This is a genomic window from Sphingomonas glacialis (assembly GCF_014653575.1).
Taxonomy (GTDB): domain Bacteria; phylum Pseudomonadota; class Alphaproteobacteria; order Sphingomonadales; family Sphingomonadaceae; genus Sphingomonas; species Sphingomonas glacialis.
Map to the genome: position 1 here is coordinate 151,115 of NZ_BNAQ01000005.1, position 24,751 is coordinate 175,865.

Sequence of the window (24,751 nt, forward strand, 5' to 3'; positions counted from 1 at the left end):
CCATTGAGCAGCGGCCCATTCGCCGCTAGGGCCGGGCGATGACTGTACATCTTTACGAAGAAGACATCCCCGCCGAACTGTTCGCGCCCGGCGCCGACATTGCGGTCGATACCGAGACGATGGGGCTGATCACGCCGCGCGACCGGCTGTGCCTGGTACAGCTGTCCGACGGTGGCCCCGACGAGCATCTCGTCCGCTTCTCGCCCCATAGCGATTATGCCGCGCCCAATCTGCGCGCGTTACTCGCCGACCCGGCGCGCGTGAAGCTGTTCCACTTCGGGCGGTTCGATCTCGCGGCGATCAGCCATTATCTCGAAGTGACCGCAGCGCCGGTCTATTGCACCAAGATCGCCTCGCGGCTGGTGCGCACCTATACCGATCGCCACGGGCTCAAGGAGCTGGTGCGCGAATTGCTCGGCCAGGATATCTCCAAGGCGCAGCAATCGTCCGACTGGGGCGGCCCGGTGCTGAGCGAGGCACAAAAGGATTATGCCGCGTCCGACGTGCGCTATCTCCACGCGATGCGCGAGGAGCTCGACCGCCGCCTCGTCCGCGAAGGCCGGATGGAACTCGCGCAGGCGTGCTTCCAGTTCCTGCCGTGGCGCGCCGAGCTCGACATTGCCGGCTGGCCGGAAGTCGACATCTTTGCGCACATGTGATGCCAGCCGCGGCGGGGAGCAGCCCCATGTCTGACGCGCGGTCCGACGCGCGCGCGATTCGCGATTCGCGCAAGGTATGGGCGGCGCCGGGCAGTAGCCACGACCGCGTGATCGGCACGCTGCGCATCGTGCTGCCGATCCTGATCGGCGTGCTCGCCGCGTTCGTCGTCGTGCTCCCGCTCTATTCGGGCGGCGATGTCAGCTTCCTGCTCGACAAGAAAAAGGTCGAGGTCGCCAAGGAGCGGCTGCGCGTCCAGTCGGCGAGCTACAAGGGCGAGGACGACAAGGGCCAGGCCTTCGCGCTGACCGCGGGGTCGGCGGTGCAGAAGAGTTCGGCGGAACCGATCGTCAAGCTCGAGAAGCTTACCGCGGAAATCGGGCTCAAGGACGGTCCTGCCAACATCGTCGGCGAGCATGGCCATTACGACATGGACAAGCAGCAAGTGACGATCGACGGCCCGGTGCGCGTCAACGGCAGCGGTGGCTACCGCCTCGTCACGCAGGATTCGACGGTCGATCTCAAGACCCGGACGATGAAGAGCGGCGGCGCGGTGACGGGCTCGGTGCCGCAGGGCACCTTCAGCGGCAACCAGCTCAATGCCGATCTGGTCAATCATATCGTGCGGCTCGATGGTAATGCGCACTTGCAGATCATCCCGCGAAAGAAGAGATAGTCCCGATGCAGCGCCTTCTCGCCTTTTTCGCCGTTTCGCTCGTTCTGTCGGGGGCGGCGGTCGTGAGCGCACAGACGGCGCACAATTCGGCCGCGCCGATCAACTTCAGCGCCGACCATATCGAGTTGCAGGACAAGGCCAATCGCGCGCTGCTGTCGGGCAGCGTGTCGGTAAAGCAGGCCGAAATGACGCTCAATGCGGCGCGGATGACGGTCGCCTATACCGGCCAGGTCGTCGATGGCAGCCCGCAGGTGTCGCGACTCGACGCGGCGGGGAATGTCGTCGTGACTCGGCCCGACCAGACCGCGCGCAGCAACTTCGCGGTGTACGATCTCAACAAGCGCGTCGTGACGATGCTCGGCGCGGTTACGCTGATCCAGGCGGGTAACACCGTCAATGGCGGGCGCCTGACGATCAACCTCGATACCGGTCGCGCAGTGATCGACGGCTCGTCGGTCGGCGGCGGCGGTGGCGGCAAGGCCGGCACCACGACGAGCAGCGGCGGTCGCGTCAGCGGGACCTTCTCGGTCCCCAAGCGTAACTGACGCGAAAGCGGGGCAATTCGGCGCCCGCTGCTATCCCGCGCGGTGCGAATGGCGTATAGGCATGCACGAAGCCTGCCAGATGCCGTGCGGTTAACCCTTCGCTAACTCTAAACTGCGAGCACGCCCCGATGAGCGACACCATGACCCTCGACAGCGCGCCGCCGATCGCCGAGCAGCCGGTGAATGATGGGCTGTCGGTCGTGTCGATCGCCAAATCGTACGACAAGCGCAGCGTGCTGACCGACGTTTCGGTGTCGGTCGCCAAGGGCGAAGTGGTCGGGCTGCTCGGGCCGAACGGGGCGGGCAAGACGACGTGCTTCTATTCGGTGATGGGGCTGGTGAAGCCCGATTCGGGCCGCATCATGCTCGACGGCAACGACATTACCGGCCTGCCGATGTACCGCCGCGCGATCCTCGGCCTCGGGTATCTCCCGCAGGAAACCTCGATCTTCCGCGGGATGACGGTCGAACAGAACATCCTCAGCGTGCTCGAGCTCGCCGTGCCCGACAAGGCGCAGCGCGCGCTCCGGCTCGATACGCTGCTCGACGAGTTCGGCCTGACGCGGTTGCGCGATTCCCCATCGATGGCACTGTCGGGCGGCGAGCGCCGCCGCGCCGAGATCGCGCGGGCGCTTGCCGCCGATCCGTCGATCATGTTGCTCGACGAGCCCTTCGCGGGGATCGACCCGCTGTCGATCGCCGACATTCGTGACCTGATCTGCGAATTGAAGAAGCGCGGCATCGGCGTGCTGATCACCGATCACAACGTGCGCGAGACGCTCGAGATCGTCGACCGCGCGTACATCATCTATGACGGCCGCGTGCTGTTCACCGGCTCGCCCGCCGAGCTTGTCGCCGACGCCAATGTCCGGCGGCTGTATCTCGGCGAGGGCTTCTCGCTCTGATCATGGTGGACGCCACCTCCCTCGTCGCCCCGGCGCAGGCCTGGGCCGCTGGGTTGTCTGGTGGAGCGGGCGCGTCGAACGCAGCGGCCCCGGCCTACGCCGGGGCGACGAATCGGTGAGTCTCGCGCCGCGCCTCGATCTTCGCCAGTCGCAATCGCTGGTGATGACGCCGCAGCTGCAGCAGGCGATCCGCCTGCTCGCGCTGTCGAACCTCGAGGTCGAGGGTTTCCTCGCCGAGGAGATCGAGCGCAATCCCTTGCTCGAGGCGAGCGCGCCCGAAGACGACGGCCCGACGCAGGACCGTGAACCCGACGCCCCGATCCGCGACCAACCCGCCACCGCCGACGAACTCCTGCTGGCTGGTGGCGATTCGGGCGAGGCCTCGCTCGACGTCGATTTCACCGCCGAGAGCTTCCACCATGACAGCCCAGCCGATCAGGCGGGGGGCGCGGGGATGGACGGGTCGCTCGGTCTCAACGGCGCAAGCAGCGGCGGCGGGACGGGCGAGGACGGCCCCGATTTCGACAGCTTCGCCGATACCGGCCTCAGCCTGTCGGACCATCTGCTCGCGCAGGCCGGCACCGCTATCGAAGGCGCCGACTTGTTCATTGCCGCGCATCTGATCGATCAGATCGACGAATGCGGCTATCTCACCGCGTCGCTGCTCGACATCGCGACTCGGCTCGGCGTGCCGCTGGCGCGGGTCGAGCAAGTGCTCGCCATCATCCAGACCTTCGAGCCGACCGGCGTCGGCGCGCGCGATCTCGCCGAGTGCCTCGCGCTCCAAGCCAAGGAAGCCGACCGCTACGATCCGTGCATGGCGCGGCTGATCGACAATCTCGATCTCGTCGCGCGCGGCGATCTCACGCGGCTTCGCCGGCTGTGCAACGTCGATGACGAAGACTTGGCCGACATGATCCGCGAACTCCGCGGCTATGATCCCAAGCCCGGCTGCCGTTTCGGCGGCGAACCGACCCAGGCCGTGGTGCCCGATCTGTTCGTCGCCAAGCGCAAGGACGGCTGGGGAATCGAGATCAACGCAGCCACGCTGCCGCGCGTGCTCGTCAACCGCAGCTATTATACCGAACTGTCGAGCGCACGCGGCGACAAGGCGAGCAAGGCGTGGCTCGGCGACATGCTCGCCAGTGCCAACTGGCTGGTGAAAGCGCTCGACCAGCGCCAGCGCACGATCATCAAGGTCGCCGCCGAGATCGTGAAGCAGCAGGAGGGGTTCTTCCTCCACGGCGTCGCGCAGTTGAAGCCGCTGACGCTGCGCCAGGTCGCCGACGCGATCGAGATGCACGAATCGACGGTGTCGCGCGTCACCAGCAACAAATATCTGTCGTGCGCGCGCGGGCTCTATGAGCTCAAATACTTCTTCACCTCGGCGATCCAGTCGTCCGAAGGCGGCGAGGCGGTGTCTGCACAAGCGGTCAAATCGGCGATCAAGGCGCTGATCGGGGCGGAGGGCGACAAGATCCTGTCGGACGACACGTTGGTCGAATTGCTCAACGCCAAGGGCTTCGACATCGCGCGGCGCACGGTCGCGAAATATCGCGAGGCGCTCGGGATCGGATCGTCGGTGCAGCGCCGGCGGGCGCGGGCACTCGAGGGCGCATAACGGGGGCGCGTAAAGGGCGCGCCTAATCGAAAGCGCGAGCCGGCCCGACCGAAGTCAGGCCGGCCACAGGCTCAACGTGCGGTCAGCGCAACGTCGCGTGCGAGCGCGCGCTTGGCGACCTGGTGCGACCAGACGGCATCGCCGGTCGGCGTTTCGAGCATCGCATTGTCGAGCGTGAGCGCACGACGCAGCGCGGTATTGGCGTCGGCGGTGCGGCCGGCGCGCTGATAGGCGGCGGCGAGCTCGATCGCGACACCACCGTCGTTTGGCGAGAGCTGCGATACGGTTTCGAGCGTGCGCACGGCAGCGGCGGGATCGCGCGTTGGCGCCGCTGCGGCCGGAACGACGGCCGCGCCTGCGACAAGGATGGCGATAGCGAATTTCAGGGTCATCATCAGTCTCCACATTAGTCTGTTACAGAATGATGACATATATTGCAGATATGTGAAGCAATAAATTCACTTACGTGACAATCCTATGAGCAGGGCATTCCCACCGCTCGAATTCACCGATCGCGCGACCGTATGATAGAAGCGGCGCGTGGCGCGTTGAGGGTGGGCGGCTCGAATTCACGAAGCAATCTCAATGCGTAAGGCAATTATGGCGATGCTCGCCGCGACGGTGACGCTGAGTGCGGCGCTGCCCGCCATCGCCCAGGTCAATTTGCGCCAGCTAAACCAGGAGCGTCGCACCGACGCGGGCGATCGCTCGGGCAAGCTCACGCGCGCCGAGAGCGCACGGTTGAAGGCGCAGCAGCGCTCGATCGACCGACTCGAAGCGCGGCAACGCGCGGGCCACGGCGGTCGCCTGACGCCTGCCGACAAGCGCATGATCCACGATCGCCAGGCCGAAGCCGACCGCGCAATCACGCATCAAAAGCATGATAGCCAGCGCGGCCGCAATCACCTGAAGCTGTAATCGTCCAGGGGCGCTGCCGATTATTTGGTAGGCGGCGCCGCTTTATGTTAGGGCGTGCAGTCCAGCGCGATCGCTCAGTCGTCCTCATCCTCATAGCCCGACAGCGCGAGCGCACGCGCCTTGATCTGGCGCGTCTGGCACCAATGCACCAATGCATCCTCGCGGCCATGCGTCACCCACACTTCCTTGGGCGCGATCTCGGTCAAAGTGTCGGTCAGTTCGTCCCAATCGGCGTGGTCCGACAGGATCAGCGGCAGCTCGACCCCGCGCTGCACCGCGCGCTGGCGTACACGCATCCAACCCGATGCCATCGCGGTGATCGGATCGGGCAGGCGGCGCGACCAGCGATCGGCCATCGCACCGGGTGGCGCGATCACGACATGGCCCATCATTTCGGCCTTGTTCGCGACCGTCGCGGGGCGCAGCTCGCCAAGCTCGACGCCGTGTGCCTGGTACAGCGCGCACAGTTTCTCGAGCGCGCCGTGGATATAGATTGGCGCGTCATGGCCGCGCGCGCGCAGTTCGGCGATGACGCGCTGCGCCTTGCCGAGCGCGTACGCGCCGACGAGCACGCAGCGCGTCGGATTGGCGTGGAGCGCGGCGGTCAGCTTGTCGATCTCGTCGCCGGTCTCGGGGTGGCGGAAGACGGGCAATCCAAACGTCGCCTCGGTGATGAACACTTCGCATTTGACCGGCTGAAAGCCAGCGCAGGTCGGGTCGGCGCGGCGCTTGTAATCGCCCGACACGACGACTCGCTCGCCACGATATTCGAGCAGGATTTGTGCCGAGCCGAGCACGTGCCCCGCGGGAACGAAGGTGGCCTTGACGTCGCCGAAGGTGTGGCTTTCGCCATAGGCCACGGGGTTGCCGGGTTGCGGCCCATAGCGCGCGTCCATGATCGCGAGCGTCTCGGGCGTCGCCCACACCGCGTCGTGCCCGCCACGCGCGTGATCGGCATGGCCGTGCGTGACGAGCGCGACGGGGGAGGGGCGCGACGGATCGATCCACACATCGGCGGGCTTCACGTAGATTCCGTGCGGGTGGGGTTCGATCCAGTCGCCGAGCTTTGCCATCATGGCTATATGGGTGGGACGCGTTTGAGTTCCAAATCTCCCTCTCCGCGCGGGTAGCGGGATTTGGGTGCGCCTTGGATTGGCCCCATTGCTGTAGGATCGGTACGGCATGACTTGCGTCCCTTTACCTTCCGCCCTGCCGACCCGCCATAACAGCAAGATGTTTGGCCTCGGCATGATCGCGCTGGCAGCGGCCATGCCCGTCACCGCCGCGCACGCCGACGCGCTGCAGACCCGGATCGTCGCGACCGCCCGCGCCACGCCGACCGTGCGTCATGCCTTTCGCCGCACGCTCGCGTTCGAGCGGACCGGCGCTCCGCGGAAAACCTATGTCGAGCAGTTCGACCCCAGCCGCGCGCCCGCCGAGCGCTGGTCGTTGATCAGCATCGACGGCCGTGCGCCGACCCCCAAGGAAATCGCCAAGTCACGCAAGGCCAATCACGGGCCGATCCCGTCCTATGCGGAACTGGCGGCGTGGTTCGGCAGCCCCGCGACGCGCAGCGAGGTCGGCGGCGGCGTGCTCTACCGCTTTGCCCGGCTGCCCGCAGGCACCTTCAAGATCGGGTCGCACGATGCGTCGGCCGATACGCAGGTCGAGGCTTTGGTCAACACCAGCGGCGCGGTGCCGTTCGTCGAGCGCGTGCGGATGACGTCGAACAAGAGCTTCAGCGTAATGCTCGTCGCCTCGCTGCGCAGCATCACGGTCGATCAGCGCTATCGTCTGCTCGGCGATGGCATTGTCGTCCCGTCGGACGCGACCAGCGCGCTGACGGGCGCGATGATGGGCAAGGCCGGGACGATGCAAACCAGCACGAGCTACAGCGAGTATCGCGCAATTCGGTGACTCGCGCGCGCGGGGCTGGTCATTGCCGCGTCGCGCACCCCATATCGGGGGAGTGAGCGTATCCGACCTTCCCGCCCCGATCACCGACTGGTTCGCTGCCAAGGGCTGGGCTCCCCGCGCGCACCAGTTGGCGATGCTCGACGTTGCGCGGGCGGGGCATCACGGCCTGCTCGTCGCGAGCACTGGTGCTGGCAAGACGCTGGCGGGGTTCCTCCCGACGCTGACCGAACTGATCGAGACCCCGACGCAAGGCCTTCACACGCTCTACGTTTCGCCGCTCAAGGCGCTCGCAGTCGACGTCCAGCGCAACCTGCTGACCCCGATCGCCGAGATGGGCCTCGACATCCGCGTCGAGACGCGCACCGGCGACACCCCCTCGGACCGCAAGGCGCGCCAGCGGATCAAGCCGCCGCAGATCCTGCTGACCACGCCCGAATCGCTCAGCCTGTTGCTCAGTTACCCTGACAGCGGGCTGATCTTCGAGAATCTCAGGACGATCGTCGTCGACGAAGTCCACGCCTTCGCCACCGGCAAGCGCGGCGATCTGCTGTCGCTGTGCATGGCACGGCTGCAACGCCTCGCCCCCGACCTGCGCCGCGTCGCGCTGTCGGCGACGGTGGCCGACGCCGACGGCTATCGCGCCTGGCTCGCCCCCGATGGCGATATCGATACGGTCGATCTGGTGCAGGGCGAGCCCGGCGTCCCCGCCAACATCGCGATCCTGCTGCCCGAGGGCCGCGTTCCCTGGTCGGGCCATTCGGGCCGCTATGCCGCCGAGCAAGTGATGGCCGAGATTGAGACGCACAAGACCTCGATCGTCTTCTGCAACACGCGCAGCTTGGCCGAGCTGATCTTCCAGGATTTGTGGAAGGTCAACGCAATGAGCTTGCCGATCGGCATCCACCACGGCTCGCTGTCGCTCGAAGCCCGCCGCAAGGTCGAGGGCGCGATGGCCGACGGCAAATTGCGCGGCCTCGTCGCGACCGCCAGCCTCGACCTGGGGGTCGATTGGGGCGATGTCGATTGTGTCATCCAGATGGGCGCGCCGAAAGGATCGTCGCGATTGCTGCAGCGGATCGGGCGCAGCAATCACCGTATGGACGAGGCATCGGAGGCGGTGCTCGTCCCCGGCAACCGCTTCGAATATCTCGAAGCGCGTGCAGCGCTCGATGCGGTCGATGCGGGCGAGCTCGACCCCGACATCTTCCGGCAAGGCGGGCTCGACGTGCTGGCGCAGCATATCATGGCCTGCGCTTGCGCCGCGCCGTTCCAGGAAGCCGAGATGCTCGACGAGATCCGCTCGGCCTTGCCCTATTCCGCGCTGACCGATGCGACCTTCAGCCGCGTGCTCGGCTTCATCCGCGACGGCGGCTATGCGCTCCAGGCCTATGACAAGTTCAAACGGCTGACGCAGGATGCCGATGGCAGCTGGCGCGTCAGCCATCCCAAATTTGTTGCGCAGCATCGATTGAACGCCGGGATCATCGTCGAGGCCACGATGCTCACCGTCCGCTTCAAGAACGGCCGCTCGCTCGGCAAGGTCGAGGAGGGGTTTGCCGCGACGCTCAGCCCCGGCGACACCTTCTTCTTTGCGGGCATGAGCCTCGAAGTGATGGGGATGGACACCGAGGACCTGCTCGTCCGCGCGACCGCACGCCCCGCGCGGATCCCGACCTATGGCGGCGCGCGGATGGCGATGTCGACCAACCTCGCGCAGCGCGTCCGCGGTTTCCTCGCCGATCCGTCCGAATGGCCGCGCTTTCCCGACGACGTGCGCGAATGGCTCGAAATGCAGCAGCGCCGCTCGACGCTTCCCGCGCCCGGGCAATTGCTCGTCGAGACCTTCCCGCGCGAGGGACGGCATTACATGGTCGCCTACAGCTTCGAGGGCTGGAACGCGCACCAGTCGCTCGGGATGCTCGTCACGCGCCGGATGGAGACGATGGGGCTCAAACCGCTCGGCTTCGTCTCGAACGATTATGCGCTCGCCTGTTACGGGCTCGAGCCGATCACCGACCCGCAAGCGCTCTTCTCGCCCGACATTCTCGAGGACGAGTTCGTCGACTGGGTGCAAAGTTCGGCGCTGCTCAAACGCGCCTTCCGCGAGGTCGCGGTGATCGGTGGCCTCGTCGAGCGCCAGCACCCCGGCAAGCGCAAGACCGGCAAGCAAGTCACCTTCTCGACCGACCTGATCTACGACGTGCTGCGCAAATACGAGCCCGGCCATTTGCTGCTCGAAGCCGCCTGGGCCGACGCGCGCGCGCGCATGACCGATGTCGGGCGCTTGGCCGACCTGCTCGATCGCGCGGTCGACACGATGCTCCACGTCGATCTCGACCGCGTGTCGCCACTCGCGGTGCCCGTGCTCACGCTGATCGGCCGCGAGAAGATCGCCACGGGACTCGCCGACGACGCGCTGCTGATCGAGGCCGAGGCGCTCGCCGAGGAGGCGATGCGGCTCGACTGATCGGCTTGGCGAGCGGCCGAAACGGGCGTAGTTTGTCGCCATGAACCCGGTGCTGCTTGTCGCTGTCCCGATCGCCGCGGCGCTGGCCCAGCCCCAGCCTGTGCCGACCCCAGCGGCCTCGCCTGTTGCGCAGCATGAGCTGCAGCAAAACCCTGCCGAGCAGCTCGATTTCGTCTCCGAGGGCCTTCGCATGACCGTGCCGGTGACGATCGGTCCGGCCGGCCCGTATCGCTTCATCGTCGACACCGGCGCCGAGCGGACCGTGATCGCGCGCGAACTCGCCGCCAAGCTTGGCCTGGTGCCCGGGAAGAGCGTCCATGTCACCGCGATGGCGGGGTCGGCGCAATTCGGCACCGTCGTCATCCCCGATCTGCAGATCGGATCGCCGGGCGGTGGCGCGCGGCTGTCGACGCGCGGGATCGAGGCGCCCGCGCTCGTTGCGCGCAATCTCGGCGCCGCCGGCCTGGTCGGGATCGACACGCTGCAAGGCCATGCCGTGACGATCGACTTCGCCGCGCAGACGATGACCGTCATCCCCTCGACCAAGCGGCTGCGCAAGGAGCGCTTCGGCCCCGACGATATCGTCATCCGCGCGAAGAATCTGCTCGGCCAGCTCGTCGTCACCGATGCGAGCTATCGCGGGCGCACCGTGCGCGTGGTGATCGACACCGGCGCCGATACCAGCATGGGCAATCTCGCGCTCCGCCGGCTTGCCGCGCCGTCGAGCAGCGCGGTGACGGCGGTAAGCGTGCTCAGCGTCACCGGCGCCTCGCTCCAGGCCGAGCAGGCGCTGCTCGACCGCGTGCACTTCGGCGAGATCAGCTTTGCCAATCTGCAGGTGGCGTTCGTCGATGCCGCCCCCTTCGCGCGGCTCGGGCTGCACGACCGGCCCGCGTTGCTGCTCGGCATGGATGCACTGCGGCTGTTCGGCCGCGTGCGGATCGACTTCGCCAATCGCGAACTGCGCCTCGCGCAGCCAAAGGCGCCATAACCTTTTTTCGCACCTCCCGTTCAGGGGAGGCGCTTTTGACTCGCGCCGTTGCGTTCCCCCGCCACCACGCTAGCCTCGTGCCAAACACAGGGGGCCCCAATGTTCGCACGCATCACCAAGATCCTCGCCACCAGTCTGCTCGCTACCACCGCGCTCGCCAGCGCCGCCACCGCGCAGGACCGCCCCGACCAGAAGGCCTATCTCGGCCTCTACAGGGAGCTGGTCGAGACCAACACCACGCTGTCCTCGGGAAGCTGCACCACCGCCGCCGCGCAGATCGGCGCGCGATTGAAGGCGGCAGGCTTCGCCGATTCCGACTTGACCTATTTCAGCGTCCCCGATCATCCCAAGGAAGGCGGCCTCGTCGCGATCCTCATGGGGAGCGACGCCAAGGCCAAGCCGATGCTGCTCCTCGCGCATCTCGACGTGGTCGAGGCCAAGCGCGAGGACTGGACGCGCGATCCGTTCAAGCTGATCGAGGAGGACGGCTATTATTACGCCCGCGGCAGCACCGACGACAAGGCGATGGCGGCGATCTGGGCCGACAGCCTGATCCGCTTCAAGCAGCAGACCTACCGCCCCAAGCGCACGATCAAGCTCGCGCTCACCTGCGGCGAGGAGACCACCTTCGCCTTCAACGGCGCGCAGTGGCTCGCCAAGAACAAGCCCGACCTGATCGCCGCCGAATTCGGCCTCAACGAAGGCGGCGGCGGCCAGATGACCGACGACGGCAAGCGCCTCGCGATGTTCATGCAAGTCGGCGAGAAGGCCTCGCAGAACTTCACGCTCACCGCCACCAACCCCGGCGGCCACAGCTCGCAGCCCGTGCCGACCAACGCGATCTACCAGCTCGCCGACGCGATCGAGGCGATTAGGGGCTACGAATTCCCGATCAAATTCACCGACACGACGCGCGCCTTCTTCAAGGGCGCCGCCTTGGCGCAACCGCCCGAGATGCGCGACGCGATGTTGAAACTCGTCGCCAACCCAGCCGACACCGCCGCCGACAAGATCGTCAGCACCGACAAGACCTTCCACTCGACACTGCGCACCACCTGCGTCGCGACACTGCTCAGCGCCGGCCACGCCGAGAACGCGCTCCCGCAGCGCGCCACCGCCAACATCAACTGCCGCATCTTCCCGGGCGAGACCGTCGAGGGGACGCTCGCCAAGCTGCAGGCGCTCGCCGGCGCCGCGGTGAAGGTCAGCGCCAACGCGCCGATCCGCCCCGTTGCCGTGCCGCCGAGCCTCGACCCCAAGGTGATGGGCCCGGCGCAGGCGGTGGCGGCCAAGCACTTTCCCGGCATGACGATCCTGCCCTTGATGTCGACCGGCGCGACCGACGGCATCTTCTTCGAGGGGATCGGGATCCCGGTCTACGGCGTGCCCGGCATCTTCATGACCGGCGACTTCAACCGCGCGCATGGGCTCAACGAGCGGATGAACGTGAAGTCGTTGTATGACGGGCGCGATTATCTGTTTGATTTGGTCAAGGCCTACGCCGGCTAGCGCCCGATCCGCAACACCCCCAAACCGTCACCCCGGCCTTGTGCCGGGGCCCACCCGCCGCATGTGCTGCGGCGGCAGGACGCGCGTCTCGGTGGGCCCCGGCACAAGGCCGGGGTGACGTCGGTGGGTGGGGTCCACGCCTTCCCTGAAGAACGCGAAGGCCGCGCTTTGTCCCCAACCTGATCCCGATCAGCCCAAAAAACAAAAGCTTACGCCCCCCAATCCGCACCCTGACGCGTTAGGCCGCATGAAAACGCTTCCGCACCCCCGGCGGAAGCATCCAGCGACCGGAGAAAAGAAATGCGCGCATTGGTATGGCACGGCAAAGGCGACGTTCGCGTCGACACCGTCAAGGATCCCGAAATCCAGCATCCGCGCGATGCGATCATCAAGGTCACCGCCTGCGCGATCTGCGGGTCGGATCTCCATCTGCTCGACGGCTACCAGCCGACGATGCAGGCCGGCGACATCCTCGGCCACGAGAACATGGGCGAAGTCGTCGCGCTGGGCTCGGAAGTGACCAACCTCAAGATCGGCGACCGCGTTGTCGTCCCCTTCACGATCAGCTGCGGCGATTGCTTCTTCTGCCGCAAGGGCCTGTTCTCGGCGTGCGAGCGCACCAACCCCAATGCCGAGCTGGCGATCAAGGCGATGGGCCATTCGCCCGCCGGCCTGTTCGGCTTCAGCCATATGCTCGGCGGCTATTGCGGCGGCCAGGCGGAATACCTCCGCGTGCCGATGGCCGATATCGGCCCGATCAAGGTGCCCGACAGCGTCACCGACGAGCAAGCCCTGTTCCTCTCCGACATCTTCCCGACCGGATACATGGCCGCCGAGAATGCGCAGATCGAACCCGGCGACACGGTCGCGATCTGGGGCTGCGGTCCAGTAGGCCAGTTCGCGATCCGCTCGGCGCTGATGCTGGGTGCGGGCCGCGTCATCGCGATCGACGAAGTGCCCGAGCGGCTGCTGATGGCGCAAGCCGGCGGCGCCGAGACGATCGATTTCAGCGAGACCGAGAACGTTTATGACGAGCTGCAATTCCGCACCAAGGGCCGCGGCCCCGACAGCTGCATCGACGCGGTCGGCGCCGAGGCCTCGGGCCATGGCAGCTTCGATGCGGTGCTCGACAAGACCAAGGCGACGATCGGCCTCGCCACCGATCGCATCCATGTGCTGCGCGAAGCGATCATGAGCTGCCGGATGGGCGGCACGGTGTCGATCCCCGGCGTCTATGTCGGGATGGGCGACAAGGTCCCGCTCGGCGCGTTGATGAACAAGGGGCTGACGATCAAGACCGGCCAGACCCACGTCCAGGCCTATACCGCGCCGCTGCTCGCGCGGATCGAGGCGGGCGACATCGACCCGAGCTTCGTCGTGACGCACCCGGCGAGCCTCGAGGATGCGCCAGAGATGTACAAGAAGTTCCGCGACAAGGAGGACGGGGTGATCAAGGTGGTGCTGCGGCCGTAAGGCACGCTGCGACCCCTTGCGCTGCGAAACGCCCTCCGTCGGCCATGCCGGTGGGGGGCGTTTTGTGTCGGCGGATCGCGCTGTGATACCGAGACCAGAGCGCGGCGTAGTCTAGACGGTAACCTGCTCCCCCAACTCGAGCACCTTCCCCGGCGGGATCTTCAGGAAGTCGGTCGGGTCGCTCGCATTCCTTTGCAGGAACATGAAGATCCGGTCCTGCCACAGCGGCATGCCCTGGTCGGCAGCGGGCTTGATCGTGTTGCGGCCGATGAAATAGCTCGTCTTGGCGGGGTTGAGCGACTTCTTGTGGCTCACCGCCTCGAGCCCCAGGTCGCGCGGCACGTCGGGCGATTCCATGAAGCCATAGGTCAGCACGATGATCGTGAAATTGGCGTCGACCGGGCGGATCTCGGCGCGCTCGTCCTGCTCGACCGAGGGGCGGTCGGCGGTGCGGATGCTGCAGATGAGGTTCTTCTCGTGCAGCACCTTGTTGTGCTTGAGATTGTGCAGCAACGCGCCGGGGGCGCTGTCGGGGTTGGCGGTGAGGAACACCGCGGTCCCCTCGACGCGCTCGGGCGGGCGCTTGGCGAGCGCGGCGGCGAGGTCGGCGAGCGGGACGCTCTGGCGCAGCTCGAAGGCGCGCACGATCCCGCGCCCGCGGTTCCAGGTGTAGATGACGAGGCCGATCACCGCGGCGACGACCAACGGTACCCAGCCACCCTCGATCACGCGCAGGATGTTCGCGCCGAAGAAGATCAAATCGAGCGTCAGGAACGGCAGGATTACCGCGAGCGCGAGCGGGCGCCCCCAGTTCCAGCGATGCCGCACGACGATATAGGCGAGCAGCGTCGTCACCACCATCGTCCCCGTCACCGCGATGCCATACGCCGCGGCCATCGCCGAGGAGGTGCGGAACTGGATCACCAGCACCAGCACGCCGACCAGCAGCAGCCAGTTGATCGAGGGGAGGTAGATCTGCCCGGCCTGCGTCGCCGAGGTCTGGCGGATGCGCAGCCGCGGGAGGAGCCCGAGCTGGATCGCCTGTTGCGTCAGCGAATAGGCGCCGGTGATCACCGCCTGGCTGGCGATGACGGTGGCCATCATTGCGAGGCCGATCAGCCACGGACGGAGGCCCTCGGGGGCCATCAGGAAGAACCAGTCCTGGTTGACGAACGGCTTGCCCGCCGCGGCGGCGGCCTCGAGCGCGCTCAGCGCATAGGCGCCTTGCCCGAGATAGTTGAGGATCAGGCACGGGAAGACGAGCACGAACCAGCCGATGCGGATCGGCAGCACGCCGAAATGGCCCATATCGGCGGTCAGCGCCTCGGCACCGGTGACGGTGAGGAACACCGCGCCGAGCACGAAGAGCCCGGTCACGCCGTGCGTCGCGAGGAAGATCGCGCCGTAATGCGGCGAGATGACGCGCAGGATCGAGGGCTCGTCGGTGATGTGCCACAGCCCGAGCGCGCCGATCGCGAGGAACCAGACGATGCAGACCGGGCCGAACAGCGCCGAGACGCTCGCCGTGCCGCGGCTCTGGATGAAGAAGAGCGCGACGAGGATGACGATCGTCACGCCGAGGATCACCGAGTCGGAGAACACGTCGCCAAGCCCCGGGATCGTCTTGAGCCCCTCGACCGCCGAGAGCACCGACAGCGCCGGGGTGATGAGCGCATCGCCATAGAAGAGCGACGCACCTGCCGCGCCCAGCACGAGCGCGATCAGCGAGCGCTTGCCGAGCGCGCGCCGCGCCAGCGCGGTCAGCGCGAGCACGCCGCCCTCGCCCTGATTGTCGGCGCGCATCAGGAAGATGACGTATTTGACGGTGACGACGAGGATCAACGACCAGATCGCCAGGCTCAGCACGCCGAGGATCTCGCCGGGGTCGAGCCCGTCCTTGGCGGTCAGGTTGAGCGCCTCGCGAAAGGCGTAGAGCGGGCTGGTGCCGATATCGCCGAACACCACGCCGATCGCGCCGATCGTCAGCGCGACGAGCGCTGGGTGCGGGGTGGCTTTGGCGACAATGCTGTCAGTGGCAGAGGTCATAAGGGGGTAATGGCTCGCCGGAGAGGACGGCGCGCTTTACGCCCGTTACGCCTTTGCGCAAGCGGTTTAACCGAACGGGACCGTCGCTCGGCCGGACAGCGTTGCATGGTTGCATCGATTGCGACATAGGCGGGGTCATGGTTCCCTTTTCGTTCGCCCCGCTTGCCTTCGGGGGGCATTCCCTGCTCGCCTTGCGCAACGGTGCGCTGTTCTGGCCGGCGCGCCAGGCGCTGCTGGTGGCCGATCTCCACTTCGAGAAAGCGAGCTGGTTTGCCAAGCGCGGGCAGATGCTGCCGCCCTACGATTCGCTCGCGACGCTTGCCGATCTCAGCGCGGTCGTCGACGCGCTCAGCCCGCGCGAGATCTGGTGCCTCGGTGACAGTTTCCACGACCCCAAGGGCTGCGAGCGGTTGCCCGCCGCGGCGCAGGCGACGCTGCGCAGCCTGACCTCGGCGGCGCGCTGGACGTGGATCACGGGCAATCATGATGCGGGGCACGATGCCGGCTTGGTTGATCGCTGCGGCGGCGTGGTGGTCGACGAGGCGGTGGTCGACGGGCTGGTGCTCCGCCACGAAGCGAGCGCGCGCGAGACGCGGCCCGAGCTGTCGGGGCATTTCCATCCCAAGCTTCGGTTGCGCGTGCGCGGCCGCAACGTCTCGCGGATCTGTTTCGTCGCGACGCCGACCAAGCTGATCCTGCCCGCATTCGGCGCGCTGACCGGCGGGCTCGACGTCGATCACCCCGAGATCGTCCGCGCGGTCGGGCCGGGGGCGGAGGCGCTGATCCCGGTCGAGGATAAGTTGCTGCGCTTCAAGGTCGCGGCGTAGCGGGACAAGAAAAGCCCCTCCCGTAAAGGGGAGGGGCTCAGAACATCAGCTCGCCAGCTGCGGGAACCCCGCGCGGAACGCCGCCACCTTCGGCTTGTCGAACGTCACGATATACGGGTGGTTGGGGTTCCGATCGAAGAAGTTCTGGTGATACGCCTCCGCCGGGAAGAACGAGCCGTTCTCGATCTTCGTCACGATCGGCTTGCCGAACACATTCGCCTGCCCGAGCTGTGCGATATACGCCGCAGCAACGCCGCGCTGCGCCGCGCTCTGCGGGAAGATCGCCGAGCGATAGCTATAGCCGCTGTCGGGCGTCTGGCGGTTGAGCTGCGTCGGATCGTGCGCGACCGAGAAATAGACGCGCAGCAGCGTCGCATAGCTGACCTTGGCGGGATCGTAGACCACGCGGATCGCCTCGGCATGCTGCGTCGTCTCGGTCGAGACTTGGTCGTAGGTCGCGGTCTCGCGCGTGCCACCGGCATAGCCCGCGGTGACGCTCTTCACGCCCTTCACATGCTCGAACACCGCTTCCATGCCCCAGAAGCAGCCGCCTGCGAACACCGCGGTCTGCGGGCCCTTCGCGGTGACGTCGGTCTTGGACGCGGGGATCGGCACCGCGCGCTCGGCTTTCGCCGTGCCGCCGCCAAGCGCGTAGAGCGCGATTCCGGCAAGGCCGGCAGTGATCAGGACGGGCTTGAACATCGAAACACCTCTGGGGCCAGGACATAACGCAATTCGCGTCATGCACGCGCCAAGTTACGCTTTGGCGGTCGACAAAGATGTCGTGTCGAATCAGCGCCGCTTCAACCCGCGGACGCGGTGCCAGATGTAGAAAGCGACCGCGGCGACGAGCACGACCGCGATCACCGCATCGGCGCTGTGGAATGCCGCCTTCATCGCCGGGCTCTTGTTCCACTGATCGCCGAGCTTCATCCCGACCCAGGCGAGCCCGAAGCACCACGGCCACGAGCCGAGAAAGGTGTAGATGTGGAACGGCACCAGCGGCATCCGCGCGACGCCCGCCGGGAAGGCGATGAACGAGCGGATCACCGGCAGCAGCCGCCCGATCAGCACCGCCATGTTGCCGAAGCGCGCGAAGAAGCGATCGGCGGCATCGAGCTCGCCCGGACCGACCAGCACATAGCGCCCCCAACGCTCGGCGAGCGGCCGCCCGCCGCGCTTGCCGATTTCATACGCGACGATCGAACCGAGATTGCACCCGATCGCGCCCGCGGTCGCGGCAAGGAACAGGTCGAAGCGCCCGGTCGAGACGAGATAGCCCGCGAACGGCATGATGATCTCGGACGGCAGCGGAATGCACGCCGACTCGATCGCCATCAGCAGCGCGATGCCAAGATAGCCCCCGCTCGAAATGACGCCGATGGTGAAGGTGGCGAGGATGCCGAGGATTCGTTCGATCATGGCCGCGTGCTTTGCCGTGGCCTGGGGGCAAGGGCTAGGGGAAAGATACGCCAGTCGATACAGCCCGTCGCTTGGTCATCGACCGGATGTGCCGCGTTGGTATGCGACACGCGCGCTGGTGGCGCAGACCGTACCGCCGCTTCAATGGGCCCAATTGAAGCGAACGATCGCCATCAAAAATGCAAAGATGAAGGCATATCCAAACCGGTCGATTCCGATCCGCGTCTGACCCTTGCTGGCCCTCCATCGCCCGATGAGCGTCATGGCTGCACCGACGGCGATCGGCGTTATCAGGACGTTCGCTTCGCGAAGACCGAGGTTGGAAATAAACGATCGCGGCATGATCAACAGGCTGATGCCGCCAGCCAGCGCGCCCCACATCGCAAACCCTATTGTCGATAAGATCGGGTTTCTCGGCTTTTCGAAGGTATCCGCGAGGCTGTGGAAGCCAAGCTCGGAAAGAGCTTCGAAAAGGATTTGCAGCACAAACTCGCCTAGGAACTGGAAGAGGATCTCGAATATGATTTCCATGCGTCGCGATACCCTTGGTGGTCCGGCGGGGACTTAAGTCGAGCTTAAGCTATCGCCGCTGGGCAAGGCAAATTAGCGTGTTGAGACCACATTGCGACGCTCACCATGGGCCCGGCCAAGGAAGGATGGTAGGGGCTCCCGATGAACGACTCCGACAAACGCCTCGCCGCGCTGGCCGCGATTGCCGAAGTCCGCGCCGGGATGATCGTCGGGCTCGGCACCGGCTCGACCGCCGCGTTCGCGATCGCGGCGCTTGGCGAACAGGTTCGCGCCGGTCTTCAGATCAAGGCCGTCGCCACCAGCCTCGCCACCGAAGCGAGCGCCCGCGAGGCCGGCATCCAGCTGATCGAGATGCCCGCCAGGATCGACCTCACGATCGACGGTGCCGACGAAATCGACTCCGCGCTCAATGCCATCAAGGGCGCGGGCGGTGCGATGCTGCGCGAGAAGGTCGTCGCCGCGGCAAGCGACCGGATGCTCGTCATCGCCGACGGCTCGAAGCGCGTAGGCGCGATCGGTGCCGCCAAGATCCCGGTCGAAGTTTTGCCCTTCGCGCACGCCTTCGTCGCCGACCGACTCGCCGCACTCGGCGGCGCACCGGTGCTGCGGGCGGGTTTCACCAGCGACCAGGGCAATCCGATCCTCGATTGCCGCTTCCCCGCGGATATCGACCACGCCGCGCTCGCCGCGGCGATCGACGCAATTCCGGGCGCACTGGGCCACGGATTGTTCCTCGCCGAGGTCGATGCCGCCTATATCGCGACCGATGGAGTCGTTACGCGGCTGGAACGCGGCGAAACGAGCGCCTAAAGCGCGAGCGTTATCTTCACCTTCGGGCAACCCGACCGACGCGCGAGCGTTCAGCGACCACAGTAAAAGGCGACCCCCTGCATGGCCGACACCCAGACCCAAGCGAACCCCGCAACCGCGCTCCAAGAGGATGGCAGCCCCGAGCGGCTGCAGATCGACACGATCCGCACGCTGTCGATGGATGCGGTGTCGACCGCAAAGTCCGGCCATATCGGCACACCGATGGCGCTCGCGCCGGTCGGCCATACGCTGTGGACCAAGTTCCTGCGCACCGATCCATCGACCCCCGACTGGCCCAACCGCGACCGCTTCGTGCTGTCGGTCGGCCATGCGTCGATGCTGCTCTACGCGCTGCTCCACCTCGCCGGCGTCGAGGAGATCGATCGCGACGGCAAGAAGTCCGGCGCGCCCGCGGTCAGCCTCGACGACATCAAGGCGTTCCGTCAGCTCGGCTCGAAGACGCCGGGTCATCCCGAATATCGCCACACCACCGGGGTCGAGACGACCACCGGCCCGCTCGGTGCCGGCTGCGGCAATTCGGTCGGCATGGCAATCGCCGAGCGCTGGCTCGCGGCACGCTACAATCGCGATGGCTTCAAGCTGTTCGACCATGACGTCTATGTCTTCTCGGGCGACGGCGACATGATGGAGGGCGTCGCCAGCGAAGCCGCCAGCCTCGCCGGGCATCTCAAGCTGTCGAACCTGTGCTGGGTCTACGATTCGAACCACGTCTCGATCGAGGGCGGCACCGACCTTGCGTTCGACGAGGACGTCGGCAAGCGCTTCGAGGCCTATGGTTGGCACGTTCTTCACGTCGACGACGCGAATGACTGCGCGGCGATGGCGGCGGCGCTCGACAGCTTCAAGGCCTGCGACGACAAGCCGACCTTCATCGTGGTGAAGAGCATCATCGGCTATGGCAGCTCGATCCAGGGCACCGCCAAGGCGCACGGCGAGGGCATGACGCTCGACGACATCGCCAACACCAAGAAGGCCTATGGCTGGGATCCCGAGGCCAAGTTCCTCGTCCCCGACGGCGTCAAGGAAGGCTTCCACAAGGCGGTCGCCGATCGCGGAACGCCGCTGCGCGAAGCCTGGGACGAGATGCGCGCGCGCTATGCCGATGCGTATCCCGAGCTGTCGAAGGAACTCGACGCGCTGCTCACCAGCCAGCTCCCCGAGGGCTGGGATGCCGATATCCCGACCTTCGACGCCGATGCCAAGGGCATGGCGTCGCGCGATGCCGGCGGCAAGGTGATGAATGCGATCGCCGCCAAGGTGCCGTGGCTGGTCGGCGGCTCGGCCGATCTCGCGCCTTCGACCAAGACGCTGATCGACAATGGCGGTTCGTTCCAGGCGGACAGCTATGGGGCGCGCAACCTGCACTTCGGCGTGCGCGAGCATGGCATGGGCGCGGTCGTCAACGGCATGGCGCTGTCCTACCTGCGCTCCTACTCGGCGACCTTCCTGGTCTTCTCGGATTACATGCGTCCGCCGATACGGCTCGGCGCGCTGATGGAACTCGGCGCGACCTATGTCTTCACGCACGATTCGATCGGTGTCGGCGAGGACGGCCCGACGCACCAGCCGATCGAGCAGGTCATCTCGCTCCGCGCGATCCCCGGCCTCGACACGATCCGCCCGGCCGATGCCAATGAGACCGCCTGGGCGTGGAAGGCGGCGATGCAGTCGGGCAATCACCCGACCGCGCTGATCCTGTCGCGTCAGGCGCTGCCGACGATCGACCGCTCCAAATATGCGAGTGCCGAAGGGCTCATGCAGGGCGGCTATGTGCTGGCCGATAGCCCAGAAACCGACTGCGCCCCACAGGTCATCCTGATCGCGACCGGCTCGGAAGTGTCGCTCGCGCTCGAAGCGCACGACAAGCTCGTCGCGCAGGGTGTGGCGTCGCGCGTCGTCTCGCTGCCGAGCTGGCATCGCTACGAGAGCCAGGACGAAGCCTATAAGGAATCCGTGCTGCCAAAGGCGGTCACCGCGCGCCTCGCGATCGAGATGGGCAGCGAGATCGGCTGGGATCGCTATGTCGGCACGCACGGCAAGACGATCACCATGTCGACCTTCGGTGCTTCGGCCCCGATCGCCAAGCTGCAGGACAAGTTCGGCTTCACCGTCGATCATGTCGTGAAGGTCGCGACCGAAATGGTCAACGCGGCGAAGTAACGAAGCCAGGGCCTACCTCCCTGTCACCCTCGCGAAAGCGAGGGTCCCGCTTCTTCTCGCAAGCGCGGGGCAAGGCAGCGGGATCCCCGCCTTCGCGGGGATGACGGGGAGGGGACCCAACACTATTAGCCCCCCCGGGGTTGTTCGCGTAACCGCCGTGCCCAAATGCAGGGCTACAAGGGCGCACGACACAGATTTTCGGAGAAGCACTGATGGGCCGTTTGAACGATCTCGCAGCATTGGGTCAGGCCGTGTGGCTCGACTTCGTCGACCGCAAGTTCCTGGCCGAGGGCGGCCTGCAGAAGATGGTCGACGAGGACTCGCTGACCGGTGTCACGTCGAACCCGTCGATCTTCGAAAAAGCGATGGGCCACGGCGACGCGTATGACGCCGAACTCGCCGCCTACGACAAGACCCACCCCGACGCGCCGACAATGGACCGCTACGAGCATCTCGCGATCCTCGACATCCAGGCCGCCGCCGACACGCTGCGCCCGGTCTACGACCGGCTCGAGGCCAAGGACGGCTATGTCAGCCTCGAAGTCTCGCCCTATCTCGCCAACGACACCGACGGTACGATCGCCGAGGCGCAGAAGCTGTGGAAGGCGGTCAACCGTCCGAACCTGATGATCAAGATCCCCGGCACCCCCGCCGGCGTCCCCGCGATCGCTGCGACGATCGATGCCGGGATCAACGTCAACGTCACATTGCTCTTCTCGCAGAACGCGTATCAGGCGGTGGCCGAAGCCTATGTCGAGGGGCTCGAGAAGCGCGTCGCGCGCGGCGAGCCGATCGACAAGATCGCCAGCGTCGCAAGCTTCTTCATCAGCCGGATCGATTCGAAGATCGACGACAAGATCGATGCCGGCGTCGGTGGCGACGAAGCCAAGGCGCTCAAGGGCAAGGTCGCGATCGCCAACGCCAAGCTGGCCTATGCCTGGTACGAAGAGTTCATCGCCTCGGCCCGCTGGCAGGCGCTCGCCGCCAAGGGCGCGCAGGTCCAGCGGCTGCTTTGGGCGTCGACCGGCACCAAGAACCCTGAATATCCCGACACGCTGTATCTCGACACGCTGATCGGCAAGGACACCGTCAACACCGTGCCGCCCAAGACGCTCGACGCGTATCGCGAGCGCGGCACTGCGGCGGCGACGCTCGGCCAGGACGTCGCCGGTGCGCGCCACGTGATCTCGGAGGCCGAGCGGCTCGGGCTCGACCTTGACGGTGTCACCGACACGCTGGTCGAGGAGGGCGTCGCGTCCTTCTCCAAGGCGTTCGACGACCTGCTCGGCGCGATCGCGGCGAAGCACCCAGCGAACGCCTGACCTGTCACTTTCTTCCCCGGCGGAGGCCGGGGCCCAGTCGAGACACGGTCCTGGCGGCAGACAGCCTTTCACGATCACGGTCTGCGCGACTGGGCCCCGGCCTCCGCCGGGGAAGCTGTACCGCTTTTTGATCGAAGGATTGTCCACATGAAGATCGGGATCATCGGCTTGGGCCGCATGGGCGGCAACATCGCGCGCCGGCTGATGCGCGCGGGGCACGAGACGGTCGTGTTCGACCGCAACGCCCCCGCGGTCGAGGGCCTCGTCGCCGATGGCGCGATCGGCGCGAGCTCGCTCGAGGACATGCGCGACAAGCTCGACAAACCCGGCATCTACTGGGTGATGCTCCCGGCCGGCGACCCGACCGAACAGACGATCGCGACGATCGGCGGCTTCGACACCAAAGGCGACATCATCATCGATGGCGGCAACAGCTTCTACAAGGACGACATCCGCCGCGCCAAGGCGCTGACCGAGCAGGGCACGCACTACGTCGATGTCGGCACGTCGGGCGGCGTGTGGGGGCTCGAGCGCGGCTATTGCATGATGGTGGGCGGATCGAAGGAAGCGGTCGACACGATCGACCCGATCCTCGCAGCGCTCGCCCCCGGCATCGGCACGATCCCGCGCACGCCGGGCCGGATCGAGGAGAATGAGGATCCGCGCGCCGAGCAGGGCTATATCCATGCCGGGCCGGCGGGCGCCGGGCATTTCGTCAAGATGGTGCACAACGGCATCGAATACGGCCTGATGCAAGCCTATGCCGAGGGCTTCGACATCCTCAAGGGCAAGGCCTCGGACAAGCTGCCCGAGGACGAGCGCTTCGATCTCAACCTTACCGACATCGCCGAAGTCTGGCGCCGCGGCAGCGTGATCTCGTCGTGGCTGCTCGATCTCACCGCGATCGGCCTCGCCAAGGACCAGAACCTCGAACAATTCACCGGCAGCGTCGCCGATTCGGGCGAGGGCCAGTGGACGATCGACGCCGCGATGGAGGAGAAAGTCCCCGCCAACGTGCTGACCGCCGCGCTGTTTGCGCGCTATCGCAGCCGCGTCGATCATACCTTCGGCGACAAGTTGCTGTCGGCGATGCGCTTCGGCTTCGGCGGGCATGTCGAGATGCCGCAATGAGCGTCAAGCTCGTCGTTTCCGACGTCGACGGCACGCTGGTCGACAAGCAGAAGCAGGTTACACCCGGCGTCAAGGCCGCGGTCGCACGGCTGCGCGAGGCGGGCGTCGGGTTCACGATCGTCAGCGCGCGGCCGCGTTCGGGGATGATGCCGATCGCCGAGCTGCTCGGCATCGACGCGCCGATGGGGGCGTTCAACGGCGGCACGGTGTTCACCCGCGACGGCACGGTGACGAGCCAGCACTATGTCCCGCGCGCGGTGGTCGAGGGCGTGTTCGACGTCGTTAAAGGCGCAGCGGTCGACATATGGGTGTTCGCCGACGATCAATGGTATGCCAGCACCGATCAGGGCGGGCATGTCGGCAGCGAGAAGCTGGCGTCGAACCAGGCGCCGGTCGTGCGGCAGGACTTCACCGATCTGTTCGACCGCGTCGACAAGCTGACCTTCGTCAGCGACGATGCCGAGCTGCTCAAGGCGCTCGCCGGACAGGCCAAGGGTTACGGCGACCGCGCGACGATCGCGCAGTCGCAGGTCTATTATCTCGACGTGACAGCACTTGCCGGCAACAAGGGCGACGGCGTCGCTGCGTTGTCGGAGACGCTCGGCGTTCCGCTCGACGCGATCGCGGTGCTGGGGGATCAGGCGAACGACCTGCCGATGTTCGCCCGCGCCGCCGTGTCCTACGCAATGGGGCAGGGGCCCGAGGCGGTCCGCGCCAAGGCGACGCATGTCGTGGCGAGCAACGACCAAGACGGCGTCGCCGAGGCGATCGACGCGATCCTCGCTGGACGCTGAGCGTCGCG

At 66.5% G+C, this 24,751-nt stretch carries 23 protein-coding genes; 17 read left to right on the forward strand and 6 right to left on the reverse strand.

Annotation, left to right across the window (positions count from 1 at the left end; all coding sequences use genetic code 11):
* The first annotated feature begins 38 nt into the window (after positions 1 to 38).
* The 5 genes from IE187_RS16090 to rpoN all read left to right on the forward strand — a co-directional run bounded on the left by IE187_RS16090 (position 39) and on the right by rpoN (position 4,404).
* Positions 39 to 659 carry a ribonuclease D gene (locus tag IE187_RS16090; protein WP_133191730.1) on the forward strand — a complete coding sequence of 207 codons (621 nt, stop codon included), beginning with the start codon at positions 39 to 41 and terminating at the stop codon, positions 657 to 659.
* Positions 660 to 685: 26 nt separating this feature from the next.
* Complete coding sequence (gene lptC / locus IE187_RS16095) at positions 686 to 1,333, forward strand: LPS export ABC transporter periplasmic protein LptC (protein ID WP_189677074.1); 648 nt, start codon at positions 686 to 688, stop codon at positions 1,331 to 1,333.
* Between the two features lie 5 nt (positions 1,334 to 1,338).
* The gene (locus IE187_RS16100; protein WP_189677075.1) at positions 1,339 to 1,878 is read left to right on the forward strand and encodes an LptA/OstA family protein; all 540 of its coding nucleotides are present in this window, start codon (positions 1,339 to 1,341) and stop codon (positions 1,876 to 1,878) included.
* A 128-nt stretch (positions 1,879 to 2,006) separates the two neighbouring features.
* Positions 2,007 to 2,783: an LPS export ABC transporter ATP-binding protein gene (gene lptB / locus IE187_RS16105; RefSeq protein ID WP_133191733.1), complete on the forward strand. Its 777-nt coding sequence runs from the start codon at positions 2,007 to 2,009 to the stop codon at positions 2,781 to 2,783.
* A gap of 115 nt (positions 2,784 to 2,898) precedes the next feature.
* On the forward strand, positions 2,899 to 4,404 hold the full coding sequence (gene rpoN / locus IE187_RS16110) for an RNA polymerase factor sigma-54 (protein ID WP_189677076.1): 1,506 nt from the start codon (positions 2,899 to 2,901) through the stop codon (positions 4,402 to 4,404).
* Positions 4,405 to 4,475: 71 nt separating this feature from the next.
* Here rpoN and IE187_RS16115 read toward each other — a convergent pair whose 3' ends face one another.
* A complete protein-coding gene (locus IE187_RS16115; RefSeq protein WP_229839451.1) occupies positions 4,476 to 4,796 on the reverse strand; it encodes a tetratricopeptide repeat protein in 321 nt (106 codons plus the stop codon).
* Positions 4,797 to 4,989: 193 nt separating this feature from the next.
* Here IE187_RS16115 and IE187_RS16120 point away from each other — a divergent pair, with 193 nt between their 5' ends.
* On the forward strand, positions 4,990 to 5,322 hold the full coding sequence (locus tag IE187_RS16120; RefSeq protein WP_189677078.1) for a hypothetical protein: 333 nt from the start codon (positions 4,990 to 4,992) through the stop codon (positions 5,320 to 5,322).
* Between the two features lie 74 nt (positions 5,323 to 5,396).
* On the opposite strand, the gene IE187_RS16125 is transcribed toward IE187_RS16120, so the two are convergent.
* Entirely contained in the window at positions 5,397 to 6,395 is a 999-nt protein-coding gene (locus IE187_RS16125) for a ligase-associated DNA damage response exonuclease (RefSeq protein WP_189677079.1), read from the reverse strand.
* A gap of 175 nt (positions 6,396 to 6,570) precedes the next feature.
* Between IE187_RS16125 and IE187_RS16130 the strand changes: the two genes are divergently transcribed.
* The 5 genes from IE187_RS16130 to IE187_RS16150 all read left to right on the forward strand — a co-directional run bounded on the left by IE187_RS16130 (position 6,571) and on the right by IE187_RS16150 (position 13,679).
* The gene (locus IE187_RS16130; RefSeq protein ID WP_229839452.1) at positions 6,571 to 7,239 is read left to right on the forward strand and encodes a hypothetical protein; all 669 of its coding nucleotides are present in this window, start codon (positions 6,571 to 6,573) and stop codon (positions 7,237 to 7,239) included.
* A 52-nt stretch (positions 7,240 to 7,291) separates the two neighbouring features.
* Positions 7,292 to 9,706 (forward strand): ligase-associated DNA damage response DEXH box helicase, encoded by a 2,415-nt coding sequence (locus tag IE187_RS16135; protein WP_268249520.1) that lies wholly within the window; start codon positions 7,292 to 7,294, stop codon positions 9,704 to 9,706.
* Between the two features lie 40 nt (positions 9,707 to 9,746).
* Entirely contained in the window at positions 9,747 to 10,697 is a 951-nt protein-coding gene (locus tag IE187_RS16140; protein WP_189677080.1) for an aspartyl protease family protein, read from the forward strand.
* Between the two features lie 99 nt (positions 10,698 to 10,796).
* Positions 10,797 to 12,206 carry a M20/M25/M40 family metallo-hydrolase gene (locus IE187_RS16145; RefSeq protein ID WP_189677081.1) on the forward strand — a complete coding sequence of 470 codons (1,410 nt, stop codon included), beginning with the start codon at positions 10,797 to 10,799 and terminating at the stop codon, positions 12,204 to 12,206.
* Between the two features lie 300 nt (positions 12,207 to 12,506).
* Positions 12,507 to 13,679 carry a zinc-dependent alcohol dehydrogenase gene (locus IE187_RS16150; protein WP_189677082.1) on the forward strand — a complete coding sequence of 391 codons (1,173 nt, stop codon included), beginning with the start codon at positions 12,507 to 12,509 and terminating at the stop codon, positions 13,677 to 13,679.
* 111 nt (positions 13,680 to 13,790) lie between these two features.
* Here IE187_RS16150 and IE187_RS16155 read toward each other — a convergent pair whose 3' ends face one another.
* On the reverse strand, positions 13,791 to 15,725 hold the full coding sequence (locus IE187_RS16155) for a potassium transporter Kup (RefSeq protein ID WP_189677083.1): 1,935 nt from the start codon (positions 15,723 to 15,725) through the stop codon (positions 13,791 to 13,793).
* Positions 15,726 to 15,862: 137 nt separating this feature from the next.
* On the opposite strand from IE187_RS16155, the gene pdeM reads away from it, so the two are divergent.
* Positions 15,863 to 16,552 carry a ligase-associated DNA damage response endonuclease PdeM gene (gene pdeM, locus IE187_RS16160; RefSeq protein WP_189677084.1) on the forward strand — a complete coding sequence of 230 codons (690 nt, stop codon included), beginning with the start codon at positions 15,863 to 15,865 and terminating at the stop codon, positions 16,550 to 16,552.
* A gap of 45 nt (positions 16,553 to 16,597) precedes the next feature.
* On the opposite strand, the gene msrA is transcribed toward pdeM, so the two are convergent.
* The 3 genes from msrA to IE187_RS16175 form a co-directional block, all read right to left on the reverse strand.
* Positions 16,598 to 17,254 carry a peptide-methionine (S)-S-oxide reductase MsrA gene (msrA, locus tag IE187_RS16165; protein WP_189677085.1) on the reverse strand — a complete coding sequence of 219 codons (657 nt, stop codon included), beginning with the start codon at positions 17,252 to 17,254 and terminating at the stop codon, positions 16,598 to 16,600.
* Between the two features lie 90 nt (positions 17,255 to 17,344).
* The gene (locus tag IE187_RS16170) at positions 17,345 to 17,974 is read right to left on the reverse strand and encodes a DedA family protein (protein ID WP_189677086.1); all 630 of its coding nucleotides are present in this window, start codon (positions 17,972 to 17,974) and stop codon (positions 17,345 to 17,347) included.
* Positions 17,975 to 18,115: 141 nt separating this feature from the next.
* Complete coding sequence (locus IE187_RS16175) at positions 18,116 to 18,505, reverse strand: hypothetical protein (protein ID WP_189677087.1); 390 nt, start codon at positions 18,503 to 18,505, stop codon at positions 18,116 to 18,118.
* Positions 18,506 to 18,646: 141 nt separating this feature from the next.
* Here IE187_RS16175 and rpiA point away from each other — a divergent pair, with 141 nt between their 5' ends.
* The 5 genes from rpiA (at position 18,647) to IE187_RS16200 (ending at position 24,743) form a co-directional block, all read left to right on the forward strand.
* Positions 18,647 to 19,315: a ribose-5-phosphate isomerase RpiA gene (rpiA, locus tag IE187_RS16180; RefSeq protein WP_189677088.1), complete on the forward strand. Its 669-nt coding sequence runs from the start codon at positions 18,647 to 18,649 to the stop codon at positions 19,313 to 19,315.
* Between the two features lie 81 nt (positions 19,316 to 19,396).
* Positions 19,397 to 21,496: a transketolase gene (gene tkt / locus IE187_RS16185; protein WP_189677089.1), complete on the forward strand. Its 2,100-nt coding sequence runs from the start codon at positions 19,397 to 19,399 to the stop codon at positions 21,494 to 21,496.
* A gap of 212 nt (positions 21,497 to 21,708) precedes the next feature.
* Complete coding sequence (gene tal, locus IE187_RS16190) at positions 21,709 to 22,818, forward strand: transaldolase (RefSeq protein ID WP_189677090.1); 1,110 nt, start codon at positions 21,709 to 21,711, stop codon at positions 22,816 to 22,818.
* A 147-nt stretch (positions 22,819 to 22,965) separates the two neighbouring features.
* Positions 22,966 to 23,949 carry a phosphogluconate dehydrogenase (NAD(+)-dependent, decarboxylating) gene (gnd, locus tag IE187_RS16195; RefSeq protein WP_189677091.1) on the forward strand — a complete coding sequence of 328 codons (984 nt, stop codon included), beginning with the start codon at positions 22,966 to 22,968 and terminating at the stop codon, positions 23,947 to 23,949.
* Positions 23,946 to 24,743 (forward strand): Cof-type HAD-IIB family hydrolase, encoded by a 798-nt coding sequence (locus IE187_RS16200; protein WP_189677092.1) that lies wholly within the window; start codon positions 23,946 to 23,948, stop codon positions 24,741 to 24,743. Before gnd ends, IE187_RS16200 begins: the two co-directional genes overlap by 4 nt.
* The last annotated feature ends 8 nt before the right edge of the window (positions 24,744 to 24,751 follow it).